Genomic DNA, 21,509 nt, shown 5'->3' on the forward strand with positions numbered 1-21,509 from the left:
CCTTCAAAAACCCCTTAATTTTTCAAATTTATAATAAAATCGTCAAACTAAATAAAATATTATTAAATTAATAATCAACTATATATGTATGTTATATAAATAATTTATTAAGGTAAAAAGCATATTTAAAAAATCAAAATGCTAATAAAAATAGCATAAGGGTTTCAATTGAATAAATAGATTGCTTAAATATATATAAATGAGGTATTTAAGTGTGGCTATATAACACTATAGTTTACTCTATTAAAACAACCAAATTTTTGATGAAAGTGTACCGAACCCGAATTATGAGATTTTTAAAATATCGGGGGAGTAGTGCGGCTTGTATACAGAAATATAATTTTAAGCAAATCGAAAGCTTAAAAATCAACGCCTGATAAAGTTTAGTATGCCATCATCGTGCCAAAAAAACCTTGCAATATCTCACCGGCAAAAAAAAATTTTGCGCGAGAGACTTTTTAAGATGTCCGGATTTTTCAAATTAAAATTGCAGGAATGGAACCACTCATTGCTTTGTTAAATATTTTTTAGCTTCTCTCCCATCCGGGCAAATACCGCGCTTTTAAAAAACATTTAAAAATTGCATATTGTAGAAACTAAAACCGGAAGACGATCATGAGCATCAAAAATATTTTCGCGCTGGTAATTGTGGTATTGCTTACCATTGTTATTATGCAAAACACCGACCCCGCGTGGTTCACTATTTTGTTTGTGAAGAAAAGCATCTCGAAAGTTACGGTACTTACTTTTGTAGCGGTGATTGCCTTTATCCTTGGCGTGTTAGTCGGCAGGCCAAAAGATAAAAAATACAACATTGGCGAACACTACGACGAGCTGCACGCCGGCGAAGATAAAAATACACTAAGTGACGAAGACAGGGATTATATCAGCAGAGATTAGATTTGAGATATGAGACCTTAGATATGAGATAGCACCTGCCGCTTCGTTATTTACACATTTTCGAAAACCTGGTAATTTTCTTTCATGTCGTCGAGGTTTGGCGTGTTCTCAAAAATCCCAAAAACAGATGCTCCACTCCCGCTCATACTCGCGTATATGGCGCCGTGCTCGTACAGTTCTGCTTTTACGCCACGTATAACGGGATGATCGCGAAATATATGCCCCTCAAAATCATTCTTAATGTGCCCTCTCCATGCCGTTAAGGGCGTTTTTACAAGGTCGTATAACGAATCGCGAACAGGGGCCGGTTTTACGCCTCTGTAAGCTTCTGCGGTTGATACATGCTCATCCGGCATCACCAATACAATTTTGTAAGCAGATAGGTCGAGATCGATGGGTTCAAACTCATCCCCCTTCTCAAACGCGAACACAGGTTTGTTGCGGATAAAAAAAGCGCAGTCGGCACCCAATATCCTGGCGTAGTCTTCCATCCTGTCGTCCGTTAAGCCCAGCCCAAATTTATCGTTCATCAGTTTGATAAAAAATCCTGCATCGGCCGATCCGCCGCCAAGCCCCGCGCCTATGGGGATATTCTTCTCCAGAAAAATTTTTACCGGCGGCAGGTCGTGGTCTTTTTTTAACAGGTGATAAGCCTTGATGCAAAGGTTGTCCTCCATCCTGCCGGGGATATCCAGGCCCGACGATTCGAAACTTAATTTATCGGCCTCTACCACTTCCAGCACATCGTTAATTTTAACGGGGTAAAAAACAGTTTCCAGGTCGTGGTAACCATCGGGCCGGCGGGCAATAATGTTAAGGCCAATATTTATTTTCGCGTTGGGGAATACTATCATCAAAAATTCAATTAACACCGCATGTATTTATACACATCAGTAGGATACCAAAAATAGATTATTTTTATTTGCATTTAATCGTCATTGAGTCATTAGGTCATTGAGTCATTATTATCGAATACGGGTAATGAAAGCCAATGACTCAATGACAGCGAAGCGAATGACTTAATGACAAAAATTTAAAAAAATGAAACAGTACCTCGACCTGATGCAGCATGTGATGGAGAACGGAGCGCAAAAGCATGACCGCACCGGTACAGGCACCTTAAGCGTGTTTGGCTACCAGATGCGCTTTAACCTGCAGGATGGCTTCCCGATGGTGACCACCAAAAAGCTTCACCTAAAATCTATCATCCACGAACTCATCTGGTTTTTAACCGGCGATACCAACATCCAGTACTTAAAAGATAACGGCGTACGCATTTGGGACGAGTGGGCCGACGAGAACGGTAATCTTGGCCCGGTGTACGGTTACCAGTGGCGCAGTTGGCCAACACCCGATGGCGGGCATATCGACCAGATAACCCAGGTGGTAGATCAGATTAAAAACAACCCGGACTCGCGCCGCATGATGGTATCGGCATGGAACGTCGCCGATGTTAACCAGATGGCGTTGCCGCCCTGCCATAGTTTGTTCCAATTTTATGTGCAGCCGGCGGATGCTTCGAAAGGCGAGACACGCGGTAAGTTATCGTGCCAGCTTTACCAGCGCAGCGCCGATATATTTTTAGGGGTACCTTTTAACATTGCATCATACGCGCTGCTCACCATGATGATGGCGCAGGTATGCGACCTTGACTATGGCGACTTTATCCACACCTTTGGCGACGCCCATATTTACAATAACCACCTGGAGCAGGCCCGCCTGCAACTAAGCCGCGACCCAAGGCCTTTACCGACGATGAAGATCAACCCTGATGTGAAAGACATTTTTGGGTTTAAGTATGAAGATTTCACGTTGGAGAATTATGACCCGCACCCGCATATTAAGGGGGTTGTTGCGGTTTAGGTCATTGGGTCATTGGGTCATTGGGTCATTGGGTCATTGGGTCATTGGGTCATTGGGTCATTAAGCGAATTTGATATTTCTAAAAGAGTTTGTTTCTTTATTACTTATTAATTTCAACAATGGGTAATAGAATAGAGGATTTGGAAATTTATACCTTAGCAGATAGCTTCTCTAATAAAATATGGTTCTTGGTTCTGAAATGGGATTACTTCGCTAAGGATACGGTTGGCAAACAAATTGCAAGATCAGCAGATTCTATCAGCGCTAATATTGCAGAAGGCTTTGGGAGATTTCATTATAAGGAAAATAAAAACTTCTGTTATTTTAGCAGAGGATCATCAATAGAAACAAAAGGATGGTTAAATAAATGCCTTGTAAGAAATTTGATATCTGAAGAAAAGCATCTGGAACTTATAAAAGAGTTAGAAACCATTCATCATAAATTAAACATCTATATAAAATATATTGGTAAGAAGATTATTGAGAATCCAACAATGACCCAATGACCCAATGACCCAATGACTCAATGACCTAAATCGATGCGTATGAAGACTGCTGAGATAAAAGAAAAAATCACAAAAATAATTGATCAACTACCGGAAGATAAGTTACCAGAAGCGTTAGCTTTAATAACAGAATTTAGCGAAACCGCTGCTCAAGATAAGCGCAGAAAATTAGTTGAACAAATCATTAAAGAAGATTACGAGTTATTAAAAAAACTTTCTGATTAAATTGTTTGAGATCATTAAAGTGATTGAAACATCAATGACTTAATGACCCAATGACCCAATGACCCAATGACAATTTCCATCATAGTAGCCATAGCCCAAAATTACGCCATTGGTAAAAACAACCAGTTGCTGTGGCATATGCCAAACGATCTGAAACATTTTAAGCAGATCACATCAGGCCGTACCATTATTATGGGGCGAAAAACTTATGAATCGGTAGGCCGGCCGCTGCTTAACCGCCGCAATATTGTGGTAACCCGGCAGGATATAGAGATCCCCGGCTGCGAGGTTGTAAAATCAATTGACGAAGGTTTATCGCTTTGCGCACACGAGGACGAAGTGTTTATTGGCGGCGGTGCCGAAATTTACAGGCAAGCAATGGACAAAACCGACCGCATTTATTTAACAATTGTACACAAGGATTTTGAAGCGGATACCTTTTTCCCCGAGATCGACTACCTGAAGTGGGACGAGGCCAGCCGCGTATACAACGAGCCGGACGAAAAAAACCCGCTCCCCTATTCATTTATCACACTAAACCGCCGTTAACAAAAACACAGAATATTTTGTTTCAATTAAAAATTTCATGCTTGTGAAATTTTATTAGATTTGCCGTCTTATTTAAAAAGCTTATAAACTAATTAATTACATATTTAATTCGCGATGCAAGGTAAAGGGGTTATCAAATTTTTCGCCATTCTGCTGGCTGTGGTATGTTTATACCAGTTTTCATTCACATGGGTGGCCCATAAAGTTGAGAAGGATGCTAAGGCGTATGCCAAAGGCGATCCTGCAAAGTACACAGCTTATCTCGATTCTGTTTCAACATTACCGGTTTACCCGGTGCTTAACCACACCTACCAATATTGTGTAGAGCGGGAACTTGCCCTGGGCCTCGATTTAAAAGGAGGTATGAACGTTACGATGCAAATATCGTTGCGCGAACTGGTTACATCGTTATCAAACAATAACGCCGACCCGGCCTTTAACCAGGCGTTGACAAATGCGCAGGCAAGGAGCATTACCGAGCAAAAAGATTACATCACACTTTTTGTTGACGAGTATGAGAAACTGGCACCAAATGCCAAGCTTGCGGCCATTTTTGCCAACAGCAATAACCAGGACAAACTAAAGTTCAATTCATCAAACAGCGATGTAGAGGCTTATCTTAAAGACCAGGCAAATACAGCGGTGCAGCAATCATACACGGTACTACACACCCGTATCGACCAATTTGGTGTTACCCAGCCAAACATTCAGCTGCAAAAAAGCACCAACCGTATCTTGATCGAGCTGCCTGGTGTTAAAGAGCCTGAACGTGTTCGTAAACTTTTACAAGGTTCGGCCAAGCTTGAGTTCTATCAAACTTTTGATAATAGCGAGGTTTACGGTTTGTTAAACAACATTAACGGCCTTTTAGCTGCTAAAAATAAAGCTACTGCTGTAAAAAAAGATACTGTTAAGGCCGATACAGCTAAAATTGCAGCCAATGCAAAAGATACTACTGCTGCCGCTAAACAAGCAAACTCTTTAGTAAACAAATTAAAAAACAGCACCAATAAAGATTCGGCCGCTTTAAATAAAACCCAACTGGCTGCTAACCCGCTGTTCGCGGTTTTGTCGCCGGTTACCTACCAGGATCAAACCGGCCAGCAGCAATTAAGCCCCGGCCCAATTGTTGGATACACCGCCCAAAAAGATACTGCCAAAGTTAACAGCTACCTGCGCAGCGCGGATATCAAATCTGTTATCCCGCAGAACATGAAAGTCCTTTGGAGCGTTAAGCCAATTAAAAATTCAAAGGTATTTGAACTGTATGCTATTAAACTTTCGGGTGCCGAAAACGGCCCTGTACTATCAGGAGATGTTATAAACGATGCCCGTAACGATGTAGACCAGATGAAAGGCGGCTACGAGGTTACTATGTACATGAACTCGCAGGGTGCCGCAAAATGGAAAACCGTTACCGCCGAAGCATCTGCCGGTGCCAATAAACGGGCTATAGCCATTGTGTTGGATGATAACGTTTACTCGGCCCCTAATGTTCAAAACGAAATATCTGGTGGCGTATCGTCAATATCGGGTGGTAACTTCACGCTTGAAGATACCAAGGATTTAGCCAACATACTAAAAGCAGGCCGTTTACCTGCACCTGCCCGGATCATTGGCGAGGCCGTTGTAGGTCCGTCTTTAGGCCAGGAAGCTATCAACGCCGGTTTATTATCATGCGTATTAGGTTTGGTGGTGATCCTTATCTTCATGATAGCTTACTACAAACGTGCCGGTACGGTTGCCGTAGTAGCGGTATTGATAAACGTATTTTTCCTGATGGGGGTACTGGTGAGCCTGCGTGCTGTATTAACACTGCCGGGTATAGCGGGTATCATCCTGATATTAGGTGTGGCTGTTGATGCTAACGTATTGGTTTACGAACGTGTACGCGAAGAACTTGGCTTAGGCAAATCTATCCGCATAGCGGTTGCCGATGGTTTTAAACACGCTTTACCTTCTATCCTTGATGCCAACATCAGTACATTCTTAACAGGTGTGATCTTATTCTTATTCGGCAGCGGCCCTATCCAGGGTTTCGCAACCACTTTAATGATCGGTATTGTTACCACCCTGTTCTGCTCATTGTTAATTTCAAGGCTGATATTTGAGTTTATGCTTGAAAGAGGCTGGGACATTACCTTCTCACGCCCATGGAGCTCACATACCTTTAAAAATGCAAACTACGCGTTCGTAAAAAACCGCTTTAAGTTCTATGCCTTCTCGGGGATATTCATTGCTGCCGGTTTGGTATCAATGGTAACACGCGGTTTTAACTATGGCGTAGACTTTGGCGGCGGCCATACTTACATCATTAAGTTTACCCATCCGGTAACTACCGAAGAAATTCACGATGCTGTTGATGCAACACTTGGCCGCGGTACCGAAGTTAAAACTTATGGTACTGATAATAAGATGAGCATCAATACCAATTATCTTATTAATGATAACGGGCCTGATGCCGATGCTAAAGTGCAGACGGCACTGATAAAGGCACTGGCAACTAACCCTGCTACCAAAATTGAAGCAAAACAGATAGAGGCTCACCAAAAGGTTGAGGCTACCATAGCTAACGAAGTTAAGGCTTCGGCTAAATGGACCATAATTTTGGCTATCATCGTTATATCTGCTTATATATTGATCAGGTTCCGTAAATGGCAGTTCAGCCTTGGTGCGATGGTTGCTACCGCGCACGATTCATTGCTGGTACTGTCGTTCTTCTCGTTATTTAAAGATATCCTTCCGTTCTCTTTAGATATCGACCAGGCATTTATAGCAGCGCTGCTTACCGTTATAGGTTATTCCATAAACGATACCGTGGTAGTGTTCGACCGTATCCGCGAGTTCCTTGAACTGCACCACGCAAAAACTGATGACCCTAAAGAGGTTATTAACCATGCTATTAACAATACCTTGAGCCGTACTATTATTACCGCGTTTACCGTGGTATTAATATTGGTGATACTGTTCATTTTTGGTGGCGATGTTATCCGCGGGTTCTCGTTTGCATTGCTTATAGGTGTTATTTTCGGTACTTATTCATCTATCTGCGTGGCAACACCGGTAATAGTAGACTTTGGAAAGAAAGACCTGAGATAATACATCTTACATAAAATACAAGGCTCCAAAGAACATTTGGAGCCTTTTTTGTTTTACAACTAAACAACTGCCGGCTCCCTCTAAGTCTCCTCCGCTGGTTAGCGGAGAGACTTTAAAAACATTGAGGACCTTTCGCTAATTAGCGGAGAAGGTTTGGGTGGGGCTGGCCTAACATACATTGCATCATGAACCCCACTGATCCATCAAAATTCCCAACAGTAGTTATCATAGGCGGCGGCTTTGGCGGTTTGCAGGTAGCCAAACAACTTGCCGAAAAGCCGGTTGAGGTGATCCTTATTGATAAGCATAACTACCATACCTTTCAGCCCCTGTTGTACCAGGTGGCCACAGGCAGCTTAGAGGCAGAGTCGATCGCTTTTTCGCTGCGTAAGAATTTCGACGGGCAAAAAAACCTGCGGTTCCGCCATGCCGAGGTTAACCGGATAGATACAAACCGCAATACCGTTATTACTACCATTGGCGAAATAGCATATGATTACCTGGTTATCGCGACGGGCTCAACCACTAATTTTTTTGGTAATAAAGAGATAGAGCACTATGCTATGCCCATGAAATCTATCCCCGAAGCGCTTAACCTGCGCTACATGGTGCTGCAAAACCTGGAGGAAGCCATTTTAAAGCCATCTAAAGAAGAACGCGCACCATACCTGGCATTCGTACTGGTTGGCGCCGGGCCTACCGGTGTAGAGCTTGCAGGCGCACTGGCCGAGCTGCGTAACCACGTGCTGAATAAGGATTACCCCGAACTGATGAAGGACGAGATGAAAGTTTACCTGGTAGACTTTTTACCTAAGGTGCTGGGGCCTTTCTCTGACGAAGGATCAAAAGCCGCGCAGGATTTTCTCCAAAACATGGGTGTGGAAGTGTTGCTGAATGTGAAAGTAGAAAGCTACGATGGCAACGAGATAAAATTTGAGGGCGGCAAAAGCATCCTTACCAAAAACGTGATCTGGAGTGCAGGTGTTATGGGAGTGGTACCCGATGGCGTATCAAAAGAAGCTATTGAAAAAGGTAACCGCATTAAAACGGATACCATTTGCCGCGTTGTGGGCAGCAGTAATATATTTGCCATTGGTGATGTTGCCGCTATGATAACCGACGAAACCCCAAAAGGGCACCCCGGTGTGGCGCAGGTTGCCATACAGATGGGCGAAACCACGGGTAAAAACATATACAAGCTGATAAAAGGCGAACAAACCGTACCCTTTAAATATAATGACAAAGGCTCTCTGGCTACCATAGGCCGCAACAAGGCCATAGCCGACCTGGGCAAGCTGAAATTCCAGGGATTTTTTGCCTGGCTGATATGGATGTTTGTACACCTGATATCGCTGATGGGGGGGCGCAACCGGGTTATCGTATTTATAAACTGGGTGGCCAGTTACGTTACCTACAATGGCGGCAGCAGGCTGATAATTCGTAACTTTAAACGCGAAGAGCTTGTACAGAAGGATGAGCAAGTTTCCAAACCCGATTAACCAATGGCCGAACATATTAAAATAACCGAATGCCCCCGCGATGCCATGCAGGGTTTGCATGATTTTGTGCCTACCGCTGTTAAGGCCGAATACATTAACCTGCTGCTGCAGGTGGGTTTTGATACCATTGATTTTGGCAGCTTCGTATCGCCAAAAGCCATACCGCAGTTGCGAGATACCGCCGAAGTTTTGAGTAAGCTTGATTTGGATAATACCCAATCGAAGTTACTGGCTATTATAGCCAATTACCGTGGGGCCGAAGACGCGGTTGTACACCCCGGGATCCACTACCTGGGCTATCCTTTTTCCATATCCGAAACCTTCCAGCTGCGAAACACCAATACAACCATTGCGCAGGCGTTTGATAATGTAAAGCGGATAAACGAATTGTGTAGCGCTAATAATAAAAGCCTGCTTATTTACCTGTCTATGGGTTTTGGTAACCCTTACGGGGACGAGTGGAATACCGGAATAGTACAGCACTGGGCGCAAAAAATGATAGATGAAGGGATTGGTTACATTGCTCTTTCAGATACCATCGGCGTAGCCACACCCGAGCAAATAAGCAGCCTGTACCCTGCCCTGGTCAATTTATCAGCAATAACCGAGTTTGGTGTACATCTGCATTCTACTCCCGCCACCTGGCAGGAAAAGATAAATGCCGCTTATGAAAGTGGCTGTACCAGGTTTGATGTGGCCCTAAAAGGTTATGGCGGCTGCCCAATGGCCGCAGATGACCTTACAGGCAACATCGCCACCGAAAACCTGGTAGCATACCTGCTTCACCAAAACATCGACCTGGGGCTTAATTTAGACAAACTAAGCGAAGCGATGGATTACTCCGTAAAAGTGTTTGGGTAACTCGCTGCCGCGAGATCGGCGCAGCGTTATCCCGTGGTATATCCCGGTGCAAGCCAAGGACTGAAAACCCGCGGTAGCAAATAAATCCGAAATCGAAAATTCGAAATTCGAAATTACTTCCTCACCATCTTATAATGCCTTATCCCGGCTTCTTCAAACTCGGGGCCGGTTTTTTCAAAGCCAAACCGCTCGTAAAGGGTTACCGCATGTATTTGAGCGTGCAGGTAAACGTAGGTGGCGTCGGCAGGCAGATCGGCCAGAACAGCCTTTACAAGCTCCTGTCCTACACCATACCCTCTAAATTTCGACAATACAGCAAATCGTTCCAACTTATACCCCTTATCGGTTTTGCGCCAGCGCGATGCCCCGGCGGGTTCCCCATCAACAGTAGCTAAAAAATGGGTCGATTCATCTTCAAATTCCCACTCTAACTCGGGCGGGCAATTCTGTTCGCCAACAAATACTTCGCGCCTAATGGCAAATACTTTTTCAAGGTCGGCTGGGTCACTTACTTTTCTTACTTCTGCTTTCGGTGGCATTTTGATAATGCTTTTTAGATTTGTATCCTGATAACTTGGTGTTATGATTCTCTTCGGCAGCATCTATCGAATGCGTACAGGTAAGATCATCTTCATCCTCGGCTAATTTAGATAATCTAATGTAAAATTTATACAGGTGGTCAAGTTCCTGCTCGGTAAGGTCCTCAATATTTACCATGCGGTTACTTGCTCCAGCATGCGAAGCCAGCAATTCGTTCAGTTTTAGGTGTACTGCCTTTGAATCCTTGTTCTGCGATTTCTGGATCAGGAACACCATTAAAAAGGTAACGATAGTTGTACCTGTATTAATAATAAGCTGCCAGGTATCCGAATAATTGAAAATTGGCCCTGTAACTATCCAGATAATAATTACGGTTATGGCGGTAATAAACGCCCCCGAGCTGCCGGTTGCTACAGTAGCCCAGTTGGCAAACCTTTCAAATAAATGCTTTTTTTTATGGTGAACGCTCATAGCTTTATAATTACTAAAGCTACAACTAAAAAAAACCGCCAATGTTTATCACAAAGGCGGTTTTTTATTCTTATTGGTTTTTAAACGCTTACAGCTTGCTGTTTACGTCGATACAGTTAAGATCGCCAAAAGCTTCGGTAAGCCTTTTTACAAAGCTTTCTTCGGCTTTACGTAACCAAACGCGCGGGTCGTAATATTTTTTGTTTGGCGAATCGTCACCATCAGGGCTGCCAATTTGTGTTTGCAAATAGCCCTCTTTTGCCTGGTAGTAATCTCTTATGCCTTCCCAAAATGCAAACTGCATATCGGTATCAATATTCATTTTGATAGCGCCGTATGAGATCGCTTCGCGGATCTCTTCCTGGCTTGAGCCCGAACCACCGTGGAACACAAAATTGATAGGTTTCTCGGCAGTAAGTTTGTGTTTCTCCTTTAAAAACTCTTGTGAGTTGTGCAGGATAACCGGTTGTAATTTAACGTTACCCGGCTTGTATACACCATGCACGTTACCAAATGCAGCAGCAATGGTAAAACGGTGGCTCACTTTAGAAAGTTCTTCGTAAGCGTAAGCAACCTCTTCCGGCTGGGTATATAAACGCGAGCTATCAACATCAGAGTTGTCAACACCGTCTTCTTCACCGCCGGTAACACCAAGCTCGATCTCTACTGTCATGCCCATTTTGGCCATGCGCTCAAGGTATTTGGCAGATATTTCAATATTTTCTTCAATCGGCTCTTCAGAAAGATCAAGCATATGCGATGAGAACAACGGCTTGCCGGTTTCAGCAAAAAATTTCTCGCCATGTTCTAACAAACCATCAATCCATGGTAATAATTTTTTTGCAGCATGGTCGGTATGCAAAATAACAGCAACGCCATAATGCTCGGCTAATAAATGCACGTGCTTGGCGGCAGATACGCCACCTAAAATGCAGGCCTGTAGTTTTGAGTTATCTAACGATTTACCGGCATAAAACTGCGCGCCACCATTTGATAACTGAATAATAACAGGCGATTTTACAGCAGCAGCTGTTTCCATTACCGCGTTAATAGTATTTGTGCCGATAACGTTAACGGCAGGTAAAGCAAACTGATGTTTTTTAGCTGCTTCAAATAGTTCCTGCACCTGATCTCCGTGCAGAACACCTTTAATATTTTTTAAATCCATGAGCGTATGTTTGGGCCTCGAAGTTATAAAAATTATGGGTTTTACCTATATGATTGTTAAAGTTTTAAGCATCAAAACGTTTTAAAAAGCAATAATTGGCCTAAAAATGCGCGCATAACAATAAGCAAGGTGTTATTTTTACACTTACCCGCCCCATTAAAAGCATTATCACAAGTTTAACTTCTGTTAACATTTACAAACTTGTTGTGATATTTTTTGTTTCTTTGCAGTACTTGAAAGACTTAGAAATAGACATGGCGTGGTTTAAGCGAGAAATTAAAGGGATAATTACGACTACTGAGGAAAAAAAAGAGGCCCCCGATGGCATCTGGAATAAATGCCCTCAATGTAAGAAACCGTTGCATTACTCAGAGCAGGTTGAAAACCAATACGTTTGCCACTACTGTGGCTACCATTTGCGCATTGGTTCAAAAGAATATTTTTCTGTTTTGTTTGATGATAACCAGTTTACCGAACTGTTTACCACCCTGCACTCGGGCGACCCATTGCACTTTACCGATACCAAAAAATATACCGACAGGCTTAAGGAAACCAAAAACAAAACCGGGTTAACCGATGCCATCCGTGCCGCTCATGGTAAAATGAACGGAGAGGAACTGGTTATTGCCTGTATGGATTTTACCTTTATAGGTGGCTCTATGGGGTCGGTTGTGGGCGAAAAGATAGCGCGTTCTATCGATCATAGCATAGCCAATAAGATCCCTTTCCTGATGATCTCAAAATCTGGCGGTGCACGGATGATGGAGGCTGCGTTCTCGTTAATGCAAATGGCCAAAACATCGGCTAAGCTGGCGTTGCTAAGCCAGGCTAAAATCCCTTATATATCTTTATTAACCGACCCAACTACCGGTGGTGTAACCGCATCATACGCTATGCTGGGCGATATCAACATTGCCGAGCCGGGTTCGCTGATTGGTTTTGCAGGCCCAAGGGTTATTAAAGAAACTATCAAAAAAGATCTGCCAAAAGGTTTCCAAACCGCGGAATTTGTGCAGGAGCATGGTTTCCTTGACTTTATAGTTGACCGCAGGGAAATGAAAGAGAAACTAGCATCATTCCTTAAAATGCTTGCGCCGGTCTCTGCTAAAGAAGAAAAAACTGAGCCGCAGGCATAAGTAAAAATATAATCCACAAAAAGGCCATTCGTTAGTTTTACGAATGGCCTTTTTCTTTTTAACCCTAATTGTCATTCTGAACGAAGTGAAGAATCTATTAATGAACTATGCATGCGAACATGCAGGCGATTAGATCCTTCGTCCCTCAGGATGACAAATCTTAAACCTATATCCCTTCAGTACCCGGCTCATGCCCTACCATACGGCCGGTTGTACGGCCATGGTTACGACTGGCAAAATCTGTTTTTGTCGCAGCGCCTTCAGACGGAAACTCGTGCCTTTCGGGTGGTGTTACATCATTTTGTTCGCTAAAGGATGTATCCGCGCCTTCACGTGGCTGGTCGCGCTCGGTTTGCTGACTGTATCCTGTGCCTTCGTTATTGGATTGGCTTTCTTCAGGATTTTCGTTCGGGTTATGGTTGGGAGTGTACTCCGGTTTGCTTTCGTTATTTTCCATGGTATTTAGTTTTTAATTGTTAATAATAATTAATCAAAAACGCGGCCACAATTGGCAAAAACAACATTTTGTTTTAGGAATTAAAAAGATCCGGGTAGAAGCTTTAATCCTAAAACAAAATGAAGCACTAAATATTATACAATACCCGGGCGGGCACTGTCGCTTGATGGATCTGCGTTAACGTCTTCATCCGTATCGGCATCTTCCGAATCGGTATCAAGTTCATCGTCACTATCCGTTTCATCGTCAGACAGGTCACCACCTCCGGCTAAGTCAGCATCGCTGCCGCCTGTACTATCGCCAAAACCGCTACCCTGGTCCGACGAAAAGCCGCCCGCTGTATTGCCGCCGGTATTGTTGCCCATGCCATCACCCTGGTTTGATGCATAACCGCCTGTTGTGTTGCCACCACCTTCGGTATCATCAAGGTTGCTGCTTTCGCCGGTGCCGCTGTCTGTATCGGTACCATTGTTAAAATTTTGATTTTCGGTTTCGCCATTGCCGGCTGTACCAAAAGAGTTGGAGCCTCCGCCCTGGTTCTGATCAGTTGAATCATTGTTCCAGGTGTTGTCGTTTGTAGTTATCATAGGTTTTGTTTTTAATATACATAACTAACCTATGAATCAAATAGATTGTTTGAACTTATTTTCAAATAAAGATAATATTTTAACTTAAATTACAATCATGCACAACTCCTTCAACTTGGCTACTGTGTAATCCACCTCATCTTTGGTATTGTATTTAGAGAACGAGAACCTAACGGATGGCCTGTCGGGATTGGCACCTATAGCCGTTAACACATGCGAACCAATATCCGTGCCCGAACTGCACGCGCTGCCGCCCGATGCCGAAATACCGGCAATGTCCAGGTTAAATAACAGCATATCCGCCATTTCCATTTCGGGGAAAGATACGTTTAACACGGTGTATAAACTTTTGGCCGGATCAGTTTCGCCATTGAATTGTACACCCGGGACGTTTTGCTCCAATTGCGCTTTCATATAGCTCTTCAGGTCCTGTATGTAAGCCTGGTGAGCATCCATATCGGCATAAGCCATTTCAAGTGCTTTGGCAAGGCCTGCAATGCCGTATACGTTCTCGGTACCACCACGCATATTGCGCTCCTGTGATCCGCCGTATATCATCGGGTTAATTTTAACTTTATGGTTGATGTGTAAAAAACCTATACCTTTTGGCCCGTGCAGCTTATGTGCCGCGCATACCATAAAATGCAATTTAAGCTTGTTCAGATCATGCTTATAGTGGCCCACTGTCTGCACCGTATCGCTATGATACATGGCGTTGTAAGCCTCGCAAAGCTCTCCTACGCGCTCAATATCCGTTAAGGTGCCCAACTCGTTGTTGGCGTGCATCAGGGATACAAAGCTGCGGTTGTTGTTTTTTAGTAAAGTTTCCAGGTGGTCGTAATCAACGTTGCCTTTACAATCTACATCGGCGTAGCTTAATTTGATAACACCTGCCTTTTCCATGGCCTGCAACGTGTGTATAACGGCATGGTGTTCCAGTTTGGTAGTAATAGCGTGGGTTAGTTTATGATCAACAATACCGCAGCGGATGGCAGTATTATCGGCCTCGGTACCGCCGCTGGTAAAAAATATTTCGGCAGGCGAGGTATGCAACAGGCTTGCTATAGTTTTGCGCGAGCGCTCTATCAGCGTACGCACCTCGCGCCCGTGCGAGTGAATTGACGAAGGATTGCCAAACTGGCTTTCCATAACCTTGTACATTTCCTTTAAAACCTCAGGATCAAGCGCGGTAGTAGCGGCGTTGTCAAAATAAACTCGCATCGTTTCTTTAATTATTATGGTCAGTAAAAATAACAGTTAACCAGCAGGATTCCCCAACCCTAAAGATTTACCTGCTATTCGTTCAAATTCAAAATTTCTTTTATATCGGCAATTATCTTGTTGGCCAAACTCTCCGCAACAGCTTCCGAATTTGCTTCGGAATAAATACGGATTATAGGCTCGGTGTTTGACCTGCGCAGGTGTACCCATTGCTTATCAAACTCTATTTTTAAACCATCGATAGTTGAGTGCGGCTGCTGCTGGTATTTTTCTTCCACCTTTAACAGCAGGGCATCTATATCCATTTCGGGCGTTAACGTAATCTTATTTTTAGATATAAAGTAGCTTGGGTACGAGGCCCTTAGAACAGATACTGGCTTACCGTAATTGGCTAAATGAGTTAAAAACAAAGCTATACCAACCAAGGCGTCGCGGCCGTAATGCAGTTCGGGATAAATAACCCCTCCGTTACCTTCTCCGCCTATAATGGCATTAACTTCTTTCATTTTATTCACCACGTTTACCTCACCTACCGCGGCGGCATGGTATTCGCCGCCGGCATCTTCCGTTACATCGCGCAGGGCACGGGTTGATGACAGGTTTGACACGGTATTACCTTTTGTGTTCTTCAATACGTAATCGGCAACGGCTACAAGGGTGTATTCCTCGCCAAACATGCTACCATCCTCGCAAACAAAGCACAAGCGGTCAACATCAGGGTCAACAGCTATACCCAGGTCAGCTTTGGTTTTTAAAACCTCCTGCGACAAGGCTACCAAATTTTCGGGCAATGGCTCCGGGTTGTGCGGGAAGTGCCCGTCGGGCTCGCAATAAAGCTCGTGAACAACTTCTACACCCAGCGCCTTTAACAAGGCCGGCACAAAAATACCGCCCGTTGAGTTTACACAGTCGATAGCTACTTTAAAGTTAGCTTTTTTAATGGCGGCAACATCTACTAAAGGTAGCGCCAACACTTTGTCGATGTGTTTTTGCAGGTAGCTGTCATCATTAATAACCGTACCCAGATCGTTTACATCGGCATATATAAAATCGCTGTTTTCGGCAATTTCTAAAACCTCTTTACCATCAACATCGCTGATGAACTCGCCTTTTTCGTTCAATAATTTAAGGGCGTTCCATTGTTTTGGGTTATGGCTGGCGGTAAGGATGATACCACCAGCAGCCTTTTCATCGGGCACGGCAACTTCTACAGTTGGGGTGGTTGAAAGGCCAAGGTCTATCACATCGATACCCAAACCCTGTAGTGTACCAATAACCAGGTTGTTTACCATACTGCCCGACAGGCGGGCATCGCGGCCCAACACTATCTTTTTGATACCCGTACGCTTTACTGCCCAGCTACCGTATGCAGATGTAAATTTAACAATATCCAATGGGGTTAAGCCATCGCCGGCCGCACCACCTATGGTACCCCTTATGCCCGAAATTGATTTTATGAGTGTCAAAATGTATAGATGATTAAGCCGCAAAAGTAAGAATATTTAAACGATAGAAATGTAAAAAAGCGATAGTTTATGCACTAATTTATTGGCTATATTTACCCCTGTTGAGAACACTAAGTATTACACTGATATAGCCAATGCCCGATTTCCTGCTAAACTTTGACCGGCATTTATTCTACTTCATCAACCACGACCTTTCAAACGCTTTTTTTGACTGGCTGATGCCCCTGATGCGTAACCCCAAATTCTGGATCCCGTTATACCTGTTTATCATCGTTTTCGGCATCCGGAAGTATAAAAAGCAAGGTGCTATACTGTTGGTTTTTTTATCGCTGGCCGTTGGCTTTGCCGATTACACCAGCGCCAGCATTATTAAGCCTTACGCACACCGCCTGCGCCCCTGCCGCGACCCGGCTACAATGCAGACCGATATAAACCGTGTTGGCTGCGGTACAGGTTACAGTTTCCCCTCTACCCACGCTACCGATCATTTTGCCATAGCCGTATTTTTAAGCTGGATATTTTACAGGCGATGGAAATGGGTACTACCTGCAACGATGCTTTGGGCAGCCATCATTTGTTTTGCCCAGGTTTATGTAGGCGTACATTACCCGCTTGATGTTACCGGCGGGGCTATTTATGGCAGTTTGGTGGGGATATTATTTGCGGTGGGATTTATAAAGGTAACGCCGGGGTTTAGGGCGTAAATAGTATCTGTTAAGGGCGCACCTACGGAGCGGTCTCTTATTTAATTGATGGCTATAAACAGGTAACTCCTCCGGAGTTAAAAACAAAAGGTGCTTAGTTAGAGCACCCACAAATCCGAAATCGTAAATCTGAAATCAAATCACCCTCTCATCTTATCCAGCAGATCGCTTAATTGGCCCGCTTCGGCTTCGGTGAGGTTTTGCTTAAAAAAATCTTTGGTTTTAAATTCGGCATCCATTTTTTTGAGGATAGCCAGGCCTTCGTCGCTGATGCGGATATCAACAGCGCGGCGGTCGCGTGAGTTGGTGCAGCGCGATACCAGGCCTTTTTGAACCAGTCGATCAACAATGCGGGAAGCATCCGACATTTTATCGATCATACGCTCCTTTAACAGGTTTACGGTTGCCGGTTTGGGGTATTGCCCACGTAAAATGCGTAGTATGTTAAACTGCTGTTGTGTAAGGTTAAAACGCTCGAAATGAGGGCGCATGTGGTTATTCATCCAGCCCGATGTATATGAAAGGTTAATTACCGCTTTATGGTAATTATCTTCAAAATTGGTGCTTTTAATATCTTCCTCTATTCCCATGATTTAAATATCCTGCAAATATAACCTATTTATTTTCTGTTTGTTCTGATTTATCCTCGCCCCTGTAGTTCCACGGGCAATGCAAGCATTTGTTTTTACAGCAATAGCCGCGCTTTAAATGGTACTCTTTGGTGAAAACAAAATTACCATCCTCGTTTATATAATAGTCTATATTTTCCTGCAGCATCAGCTAAGCAATTTCACAAAAATATCATTATTAAAATGATTTTTTAAATGTGTGCCGTTGCCGTGCAGGGTCCAGATCTGCTCAGGCCCGGTTTGCTCTATGGTTTTAATGATATCGCTCCAGTCGGCGTGGTCTGATATAAAAAGGGTGTCCTGCGCGTTTACCTGCAGGTTTTTCCATCCCGATGCAAACAGGCGCTTAACCCCGGTTGCCCGCAAGTAGCTATCGAAGGTAAACGGCGGCACGATGTACACATATTCCAGTTGCTCCTTCATCAGTTTACGGCCATAAACCTGGTGGGCGCCCAGGTCAAAGCCCATTTTTTGGTAGATGGCGTTGACAGGCATTATCCGATGATGTACGAGTATTTTCTTCTGCGGCGCATAGTCATTTATCATCTTGATCAAACGCTGGCTTTTGCCCAGGCTGTAAGCCCCCAGCAGAATATTTATTTTAATGTCGTTCAGTTTTTTTATCTCTTCAACCGGGTCGGGGTGCGCGGTATTGGGGTCGGCAAAGGTACTTTCCGTTATCAATACATCGGCTTTTACAAATTCCAATGGCTCGCAGGTGGCATCGGGCTGTAGCTTATAATCGCCTGTGTAAAGGTATCGCGTGCCCTTATATTGCATTAGCACCTGTGCCGAGCCCGGCATGTGCCCGGCAGGTATAAAGATTAGCTGGACATCGCCAATTGTGAAGGGAGTGTTGTAGGCAACCGTATAACTAACCTTAGCAGAGCTTTTGCCATAACGGAGCTGCATAAAGGCGTATGTAGCGTCGGTAGTGTAAACGTTGATGTTGCCGCTTTTAGCATGATCGGCATGGGCGTGGGAAATTACTGCATTCTCTACAGGCAGCTGCGGGTCCAGGTAAAAATCGGCGTAACGGCAATACAGTCCATTGGTGTTAAAAGCAATAAAATCGTCTAATATCATGAATTTTGCTGGGCGAGTGACAAATACAGGCGGTGCAGTTTTAATACCTGCGGAATTACGGGTTGCGTATCGTCATTAATAATTACATCATTGGCCAGTGCCAGCTTCTGCTCTTCAGTAAACTGGCGGTCGTTGCGGCTTTTTACTTCATCGGCGGTTATGCCATCGCGATCGGTGACGCGTTTTATACGCAACGCCAAAGGCGCGGTAACCAATACAGACCTGTCGCACATTTTATAAGAACCGCTCTCAAATAATATAGCGGCTTCTTTTAAAACATAGGGTGCATCCTTTTGATCAAGAACCCATTTATCAAACGCGCGGAAAACGGCAGGGTGTACCAGCGCATTAAGTTTGCTTAATTGTTCTTTATTATTGAAAACTATGCCTGCTATATATTTGCGGTTAAGGTTACCACCGGCAAGGTAGGCTTGGCTGCCAAAAGTTTGTTTAATGCCGGCAATCAGTTCACCATCGGTCACCATTACATCCCTGGCTGCATCATCAGCATAAAAAACAGGGATGCCCAATACCTCAAATATTTTACAAACCGTGGTTTTACCGCTGCCTATATTACCGGTTATGCCTACTTTAAACATTATTTTTTTATAATAAAATCAATATTCTGCGGCTCAATTTTAACCACTTTGCTGTACGATGGCAGGCGCGTTACTTTTACCGGGAGAACGCTGTACCCACTATGCCGCCAAAGTTCAAGGTCGGCAACTGCTTCAAAATCATCCTCGTTCAGGTCGGGATAATTACCTAACGATGTAGTAAGGGTTACCTTAACCTTTTGCGGGAAGATCTTTACATCGTAATAGTTGTGGTTATTCACCAGTTTAACCGGTACTTCAATAGTTTTTTCGGTGTATTCGTCAACAGGGATATTCACCCTTACACTCCGCGGCAAAACATTCAAGTTCCCTTCTTTTGAGCCACGCAGATTTACACGGGCGTTAAAGTCTTCGTTGGCATCGTTTAGTTTAATCGTATCAGTTTTCCACGATGTTATCCTGTTCAGCGCTTCGGCAGGGCCGCTTATGGTTACATAGCGCGGTTTTATAATAACATTACCCGATTGTGAAAACTGTTTTTGATAAGTTATTGCCGTAACCAGTTCAACAGGCACCCTTTTTACCGTACGGCTGCTAAAATCAAAAAATAAGGTATCGGGGTTAATAGCTATTATCTCGCGGCCTACCTCTCTTTTAGCATTAATTTGCCTGAGTTGTGCACTTAGCACCACATAGTTTTTAACATCCAGGGTGCGCAGGTCTACATCGATCGTCTTTTTATCTTCGTCGAATTTGGAGAACAGCATTTGCCAGCCGGTACCCTGAACTATAGCGTTAACGGTATCGGGCTGCAAGGGATGAAATGCCCGCTTTTGAGGGGCGTTCCTGAAACTGACCACCCGCCTTACCGTATATTTATATGGATTTGATAAGGAAGTGAACAACCACGCAAATATGGCAAGCACCAGGCAGGTAACAAAAGCAGATAGCCGCCGTCGCTCAATTGCAGATAATTTAATTATTGCCATGTTTTTTGAGGTAAAAGGTCAAAGGCGAAAGGTTAAAGTTAAATGAAAAGTTTTTAAAGCGGAAAGGCGAAAGATACGGCAAGTTATAACCTGTGCCAATACCTTTCGCCTTTTACCTTTATCCTTTTACCTTAAGGCAGCCTTACTTGCTAACCACCGGTGTATTCAACGCTTTTGAAGCTTCTAACGATACTGCCGATTTATCAAAACGTATGCGGGTACCGCCTTCAACTTCTACAAGGAAGGTTGTTTCGGCTACTTCGTATATTTTACCATGAATACCTGCAGTAGTTATAATTTTGTCGCCCTTTTTAAGCTCTTCAACGTATTTTTTCTGGTCTTTTTGTTTTTTAACCTGCGGGCGGATCATAAAAAAATAAAACACTATGGCAATTAAGCCAAACATTATCAATTGTGGTGTACCAAAGCCGCCGCCGGCCGCCTGTAATAAAACTGTTGTTATCATCTGTATTTATATATTATTTAGTAGTACCGGTTGTTACCTCACCAATTAAATGCACCATATTTTGCGCAGGTATTGTATTGGCAGTAATTGTTATTTGCTTATCCTGCAGGCCCATTTTAGCGGCGCTGTTAAAAGTAACTTTAACCGAACCATCGGCACCGGGTTGTATAGGTGCTTTTGGCCACTCGGGCTTGGTGCAGCCACAGGTGGCAACAGCATCTTTAATAATTAACGGCGATTTGCCGGTGTTGGTAAACTTAAACTCGTAAGTAACCTTGTCGCCTTCTTTGATCTTGCCAAAGTCGTGGGTTTCCTTTTCAAACTTCATTACAGGCGCATTGGTTGCATTAACATTTGCATTATCGGCAACTGCCGCCTTAGCACTGTGGCTTGATTGATTGCAGGCTGTTGTAAATAGCAAACCGGCAACAATTGAACATAAAAACAGCTTTTTCATCAGAATTATTTATTGATTTACTGCCCCCGATAGCTATCGGGATATTGATTTAATAGTATATTTTTATTTAAGA

The 21,509-nt window shown here is 43.7% G+C and carries 25 protein-coding genes; 10 read left to right on the forward strand and 15 right to left on the reverse strand.

Going from position 1 to position 21,509, the window contains the following annotated elements:
* Positions 1–615 precede the first annotated feature (615 nt).
* Complete coding sequence (locus EWM62_RS10295) at positions 616–900, forward strand: hypothetical protein (protein WP_129876587.1); 285 nt, start codon at positions 616–618, stop codon at positions 898–900.
* 50 nt (positions 901–950) lie between these two features.
* Here the strand turns inward: EWM62_RS10295 and ispE are convergent, their stop codons facing one another.
* Positions 951–1,754 (reverse strand): 4-(cytidine 5'-diphospho)-2-C-methyl-D-erythritol kinase, encoded by an 804-nt coding sequence (ispE, locus tag EWM62_RS10300; RefSeq protein ID WP_129876588.1) that lies wholly within the window; start codon positions 1,752–1,754, stop codon positions 951–953.
* A 187-nt stretch (positions 1,755–1,941) separates the two neighbouring features.
* On the opposite strand from ispE, the gene EWM62_RS10305 reads away from it, so the two are divergent.
* The 7 genes from EWM62_RS10305 to EWM62_RS10335 all read left to right on the forward strand — a co-directional run bounded on the left by EWM62_RS10305 (position 1,942) and on the right by EWM62_RS10335 (position 9,502).
* The gene (locus tag EWM62_RS10305; RefSeq protein WP_129876589.1) at positions 1,942–2,763 is read left to right on the forward strand and encodes a thymidylate synthase; all 822 of its coding nucleotides are present in this window, start codon (positions 1,942–1,944) and stop codon (positions 2,761–2,763) included.
* A gap of 119 nt (positions 2,764–2,882) precedes the next feature.
* A complete protein-coding gene (locus EWM62_RS10310) occupies positions 2,883–3,269 on the forward strand; it encodes a four helix bundle protein (RefSeq protein WP_129876590.1) in 387 nt (128 codons plus the stop codon).
* Between the two features lie 39 nt (positions 3,270–3,308).
* Complete coding sequence (locus tag EWM62_RS10315; RefSeq protein WP_129876591.1) at positions 3,309–3,494, forward strand: hypothetical protein; 186 nt, start codon at positions 3,309–3,311, stop codon at positions 3,492–3,494.
* Between the two features lie 66 nt (positions 3,495–3,560).
* Positions 3,561–4,043, forward strand: a complete 483-nt coding sequence (locus tag EWM62_RS10320; RefSeq protein ID WP_129876592.1) for a dihydrofolate reductase — start codon at positions 3,561–3,563, stop codon at positions 4,041–4,043.
* A gap of 114 nt (positions 4,044–4,157) precedes the next feature.
* Positions 4,158–7,142, forward strand: a complete 2,985-nt coding sequence (gene secDF, locus EWM62_RS10325; RefSeq protein WP_129876593.1) for a protein translocase subunit SecDF — start codon at positions 4,158–4,160, stop codon at positions 7,140–7,142.
* A gap of 185 nt (positions 7,143–7,327) precedes the next feature.
* Positions 7,328–8,641, forward strand: a complete 1,314-nt coding sequence (locus EWM62_RS10330) for an NAD(P)/FAD-dependent oxidoreductase (RefSeq protein ID WP_129876594.1) — start codon at positions 7,328–7,330, stop codon at positions 8,639–8,641.
* A gap of 3 nt (positions 8,642–8,644) precedes the next feature.
* Positions 8,645–9,502, forward strand: a complete 858-nt coding sequence (locus EWM62_RS10335) for a hydroxymethylglutaryl-CoA lyase (RefSeq protein ID WP_129876595.1) — start codon at positions 8,645–8,647, stop codon at positions 9,500–9,502.
* Positions 9,503–9,615: 113 nt separating this feature from the next.
* Here the strand turns inward: EWM62_RS10335 and EWM62_RS10340 are convergent, their stop codons facing one another.
* The 3 genes from EWM62_RS10340 to fbaA all read right to left on the reverse strand — a co-directional run bounded on the left by EWM62_RS10340 (position 9,616) and on the right by fbaA (position 11,681).
* A complete protein-coding gene (locus tag EWM62_RS10340) occupies positions 9,616–10,041 on the reverse strand; it encodes a GNAT family N-acetyltransferase (protein ID WP_129876596.1) in 426 nt (141 codons plus the stop codon).
* Positions 10,007–10,513 carry a low affinity iron permease family protein gene (locus EWM62_RS10345; protein ID WP_129876597.1) on the reverse strand — a complete coding sequence of 169 codons (507 nt, stop codon included), beginning with the start codon at positions 10,511–10,513 and terminating at the stop codon, positions 10,007–10,009. Before EWM62_RS10345 ends, EWM62_RS10340 begins: the two co-directional genes overlap by 35 nt.
* Positions 10,514–10,601: 88 nt before the next feature.
* Complete coding sequence (gene fbaA / locus EWM62_RS10350) at positions 10,602–11,681, reverse strand: class II fructose-bisphosphate aldolase (protein ID WP_129876598.1); 1,080 nt, start codon at positions 11,679–11,681, stop codon at positions 10,602–10,604.
* A gap of 254 nt (positions 11,682–11,935) precedes the next feature.
* Here fbaA and accD point away from each other — a divergent pair, with 254 nt between their 5' ends.
* Positions 11,936–12,817, forward strand: coding sequence for an acetyl-CoA carboxylase, carboxyltransferase subunit beta (gene accD, locus EWM62_RS10355; protein ID WP_129877040.1), 882 nt, complete (start codon positions 11,936–11,938; stop codon positions 12,815–12,817).
* A gap of 166 nt (positions 12,818–12,983) precedes the next feature.
* Here the strand turns inward: accD and EWM62_RS10360 are convergent, their stop codons facing one another.
* The 4 genes from EWM62_RS10360 to glmM form a co-directional block, all read right to left on the reverse strand.
* Positions 12,984–13,274 (reverse strand): hypothetical protein, encoded by a 291-nt coding sequence (locus EWM62_RS10360; RefSeq protein ID WP_129876599.1) that lies wholly within the window; start codon positions 13,272–13,274, stop codon positions 12,984–12,986.
* A gap of 134 nt (positions 13,275–13,408) precedes the next feature.
* On the reverse strand, positions 13,409–13,861 hold the full coding sequence (locus EWM62_RS10365; protein ID WP_129876600.1) for a hypothetical protein: 453 nt from the start codon (positions 13,859–13,861) through the stop codon (positions 13,409–13,411).
* A gap of 84 nt (positions 13,862–13,945) precedes the next feature.
* A complete protein-coding gene (locus EWM62_RS10370; RefSeq protein WP_129876601.1) occupies positions 13,946–15,082 on the reverse strand; it encodes a cysteine desulfurase family protein in 1,137 nt (378 codons plus the stop codon).
* 74 nt (positions 15,083–15,156) lie between these two features.
* Positions 15,157–16,548 (reverse strand): phosphoglucosamine mutase, encoded by a 1,392-nt coding sequence (gene glmM, locus EWM62_RS10375; RefSeq protein WP_129876602.1) that lies wholly within the window; start codon positions 16,546–16,548, stop codon positions 15,157–15,159.
* A 134-nt stretch (positions 16,549–16,682) separates the two neighbouring features.
* Between glmM and EWM62_RS10380 the strand changes: the two genes are divergently transcribed.
* Complete coding sequence (locus EWM62_RS10380) at positions 16,683–17,252, forward strand: phosphatase PAP2 family protein (RefSeq protein WP_129876603.1); 570 nt, start codon at positions 16,683–16,685, stop codon at positions 17,250–17,252.
* Positions 17,253–17,392: 140 nt separating this feature from the next.
* Here EWM62_RS10380 and EWM62_RS10385 read toward each other — a convergent pair whose 3' ends face one another.
* From EWM62_RS10385 to EWM62_RS10410, 7 genes are all read right to left on the reverse strand, one after another.
* On the reverse strand, positions 17,393–17,842 hold the full coding sequence (locus tag EWM62_RS10385) for a MarR family winged helix-turn-helix transcriptional regulator (RefSeq protein WP_129876604.1): 450 nt from the start codon (positions 17,840–17,842) through the stop codon (positions 17,393–17,395).
* A gap of 25 nt (positions 17,843–17,867) precedes the next feature.
* Positions 17,868–18,029, reverse strand: coding sequence for a DUF5522 domain-containing protein (locus EWM62_RS19325; RefSeq protein WP_162499826.1), 162 nt, complete (start codon positions 18,027–18,029; stop codon positions 17,868–17,870).
* Positions 18,029–18,967, reverse strand: coding sequence for an MBL fold metallo-hydrolase (locus EWM62_RS10390; RefSeq protein WP_129876605.1), 939 nt, complete (start codon positions 18,965–18,967; stop codon positions 18,029–18,031). The genes EWM62_RS19325 and EWM62_RS10390 overlap by 1 nt, the downstream gene beginning before the upstream one ends.
* A complete protein-coding gene (gene coaE / locus EWM62_RS10395) occupies positions 18,964–19,566 on the reverse strand; it encodes a dephospho-CoA kinase (RefSeq protein ID WP_129876606.1) in 603 nt (200 codons plus the stop codon). The genes EWM62_RS10390 and coaE overlap by 4 nt, the downstream gene beginning before the upstream one ends.
* The gene (locus tag EWM62_RS10400) at positions 19,566–20,513 is read right to left on the reverse strand and encodes a YbbR-like domain-containing protein (RefSeq protein ID WP_129876607.1); all 948 of its coding nucleotides are present in this window, start codon (positions 20,511–20,513) and stop codon (positions 19,566–19,568) included. Before EWM62_RS10400 ends, coaE begins: the two co-directional genes overlap by 1 nt.
* A gap of 142 nt (positions 20,514–20,655) precedes the next feature.
* Positions 20,656–20,979: a preprotein translocase subunit YajC gene (gene yajC / locus EWM62_RS10405; RefSeq protein WP_129876608.1), complete on the reverse strand. Its 324-nt coding sequence runs from the start codon at positions 20,977–20,979 to the stop codon at positions 20,656–20,658.
* 13 nt (positions 20,980–20,992) lie between these two features.
* Positions 20,993–21,436: a DUF1573 domain-containing protein gene (locus EWM62_RS10410; RefSeq protein ID WP_129876609.1), complete on the reverse strand. Its 444-nt coding sequence runs from the start codon at positions 21,434–21,436 to the stop codon at positions 20,993–20,995.
* Positions 21,437–21,509: the final 73 nt, after the last annotated feature.

The organism is Mucilaginibacter terrigena (assembly GCF_004168255.1).
GTDB lineage: Bacteria > Bacteroidota > Bacteroidia > Sphingobacteriales > Sphingobacteriaceae > Mucilaginibacter > Mucilaginibacter terrigena.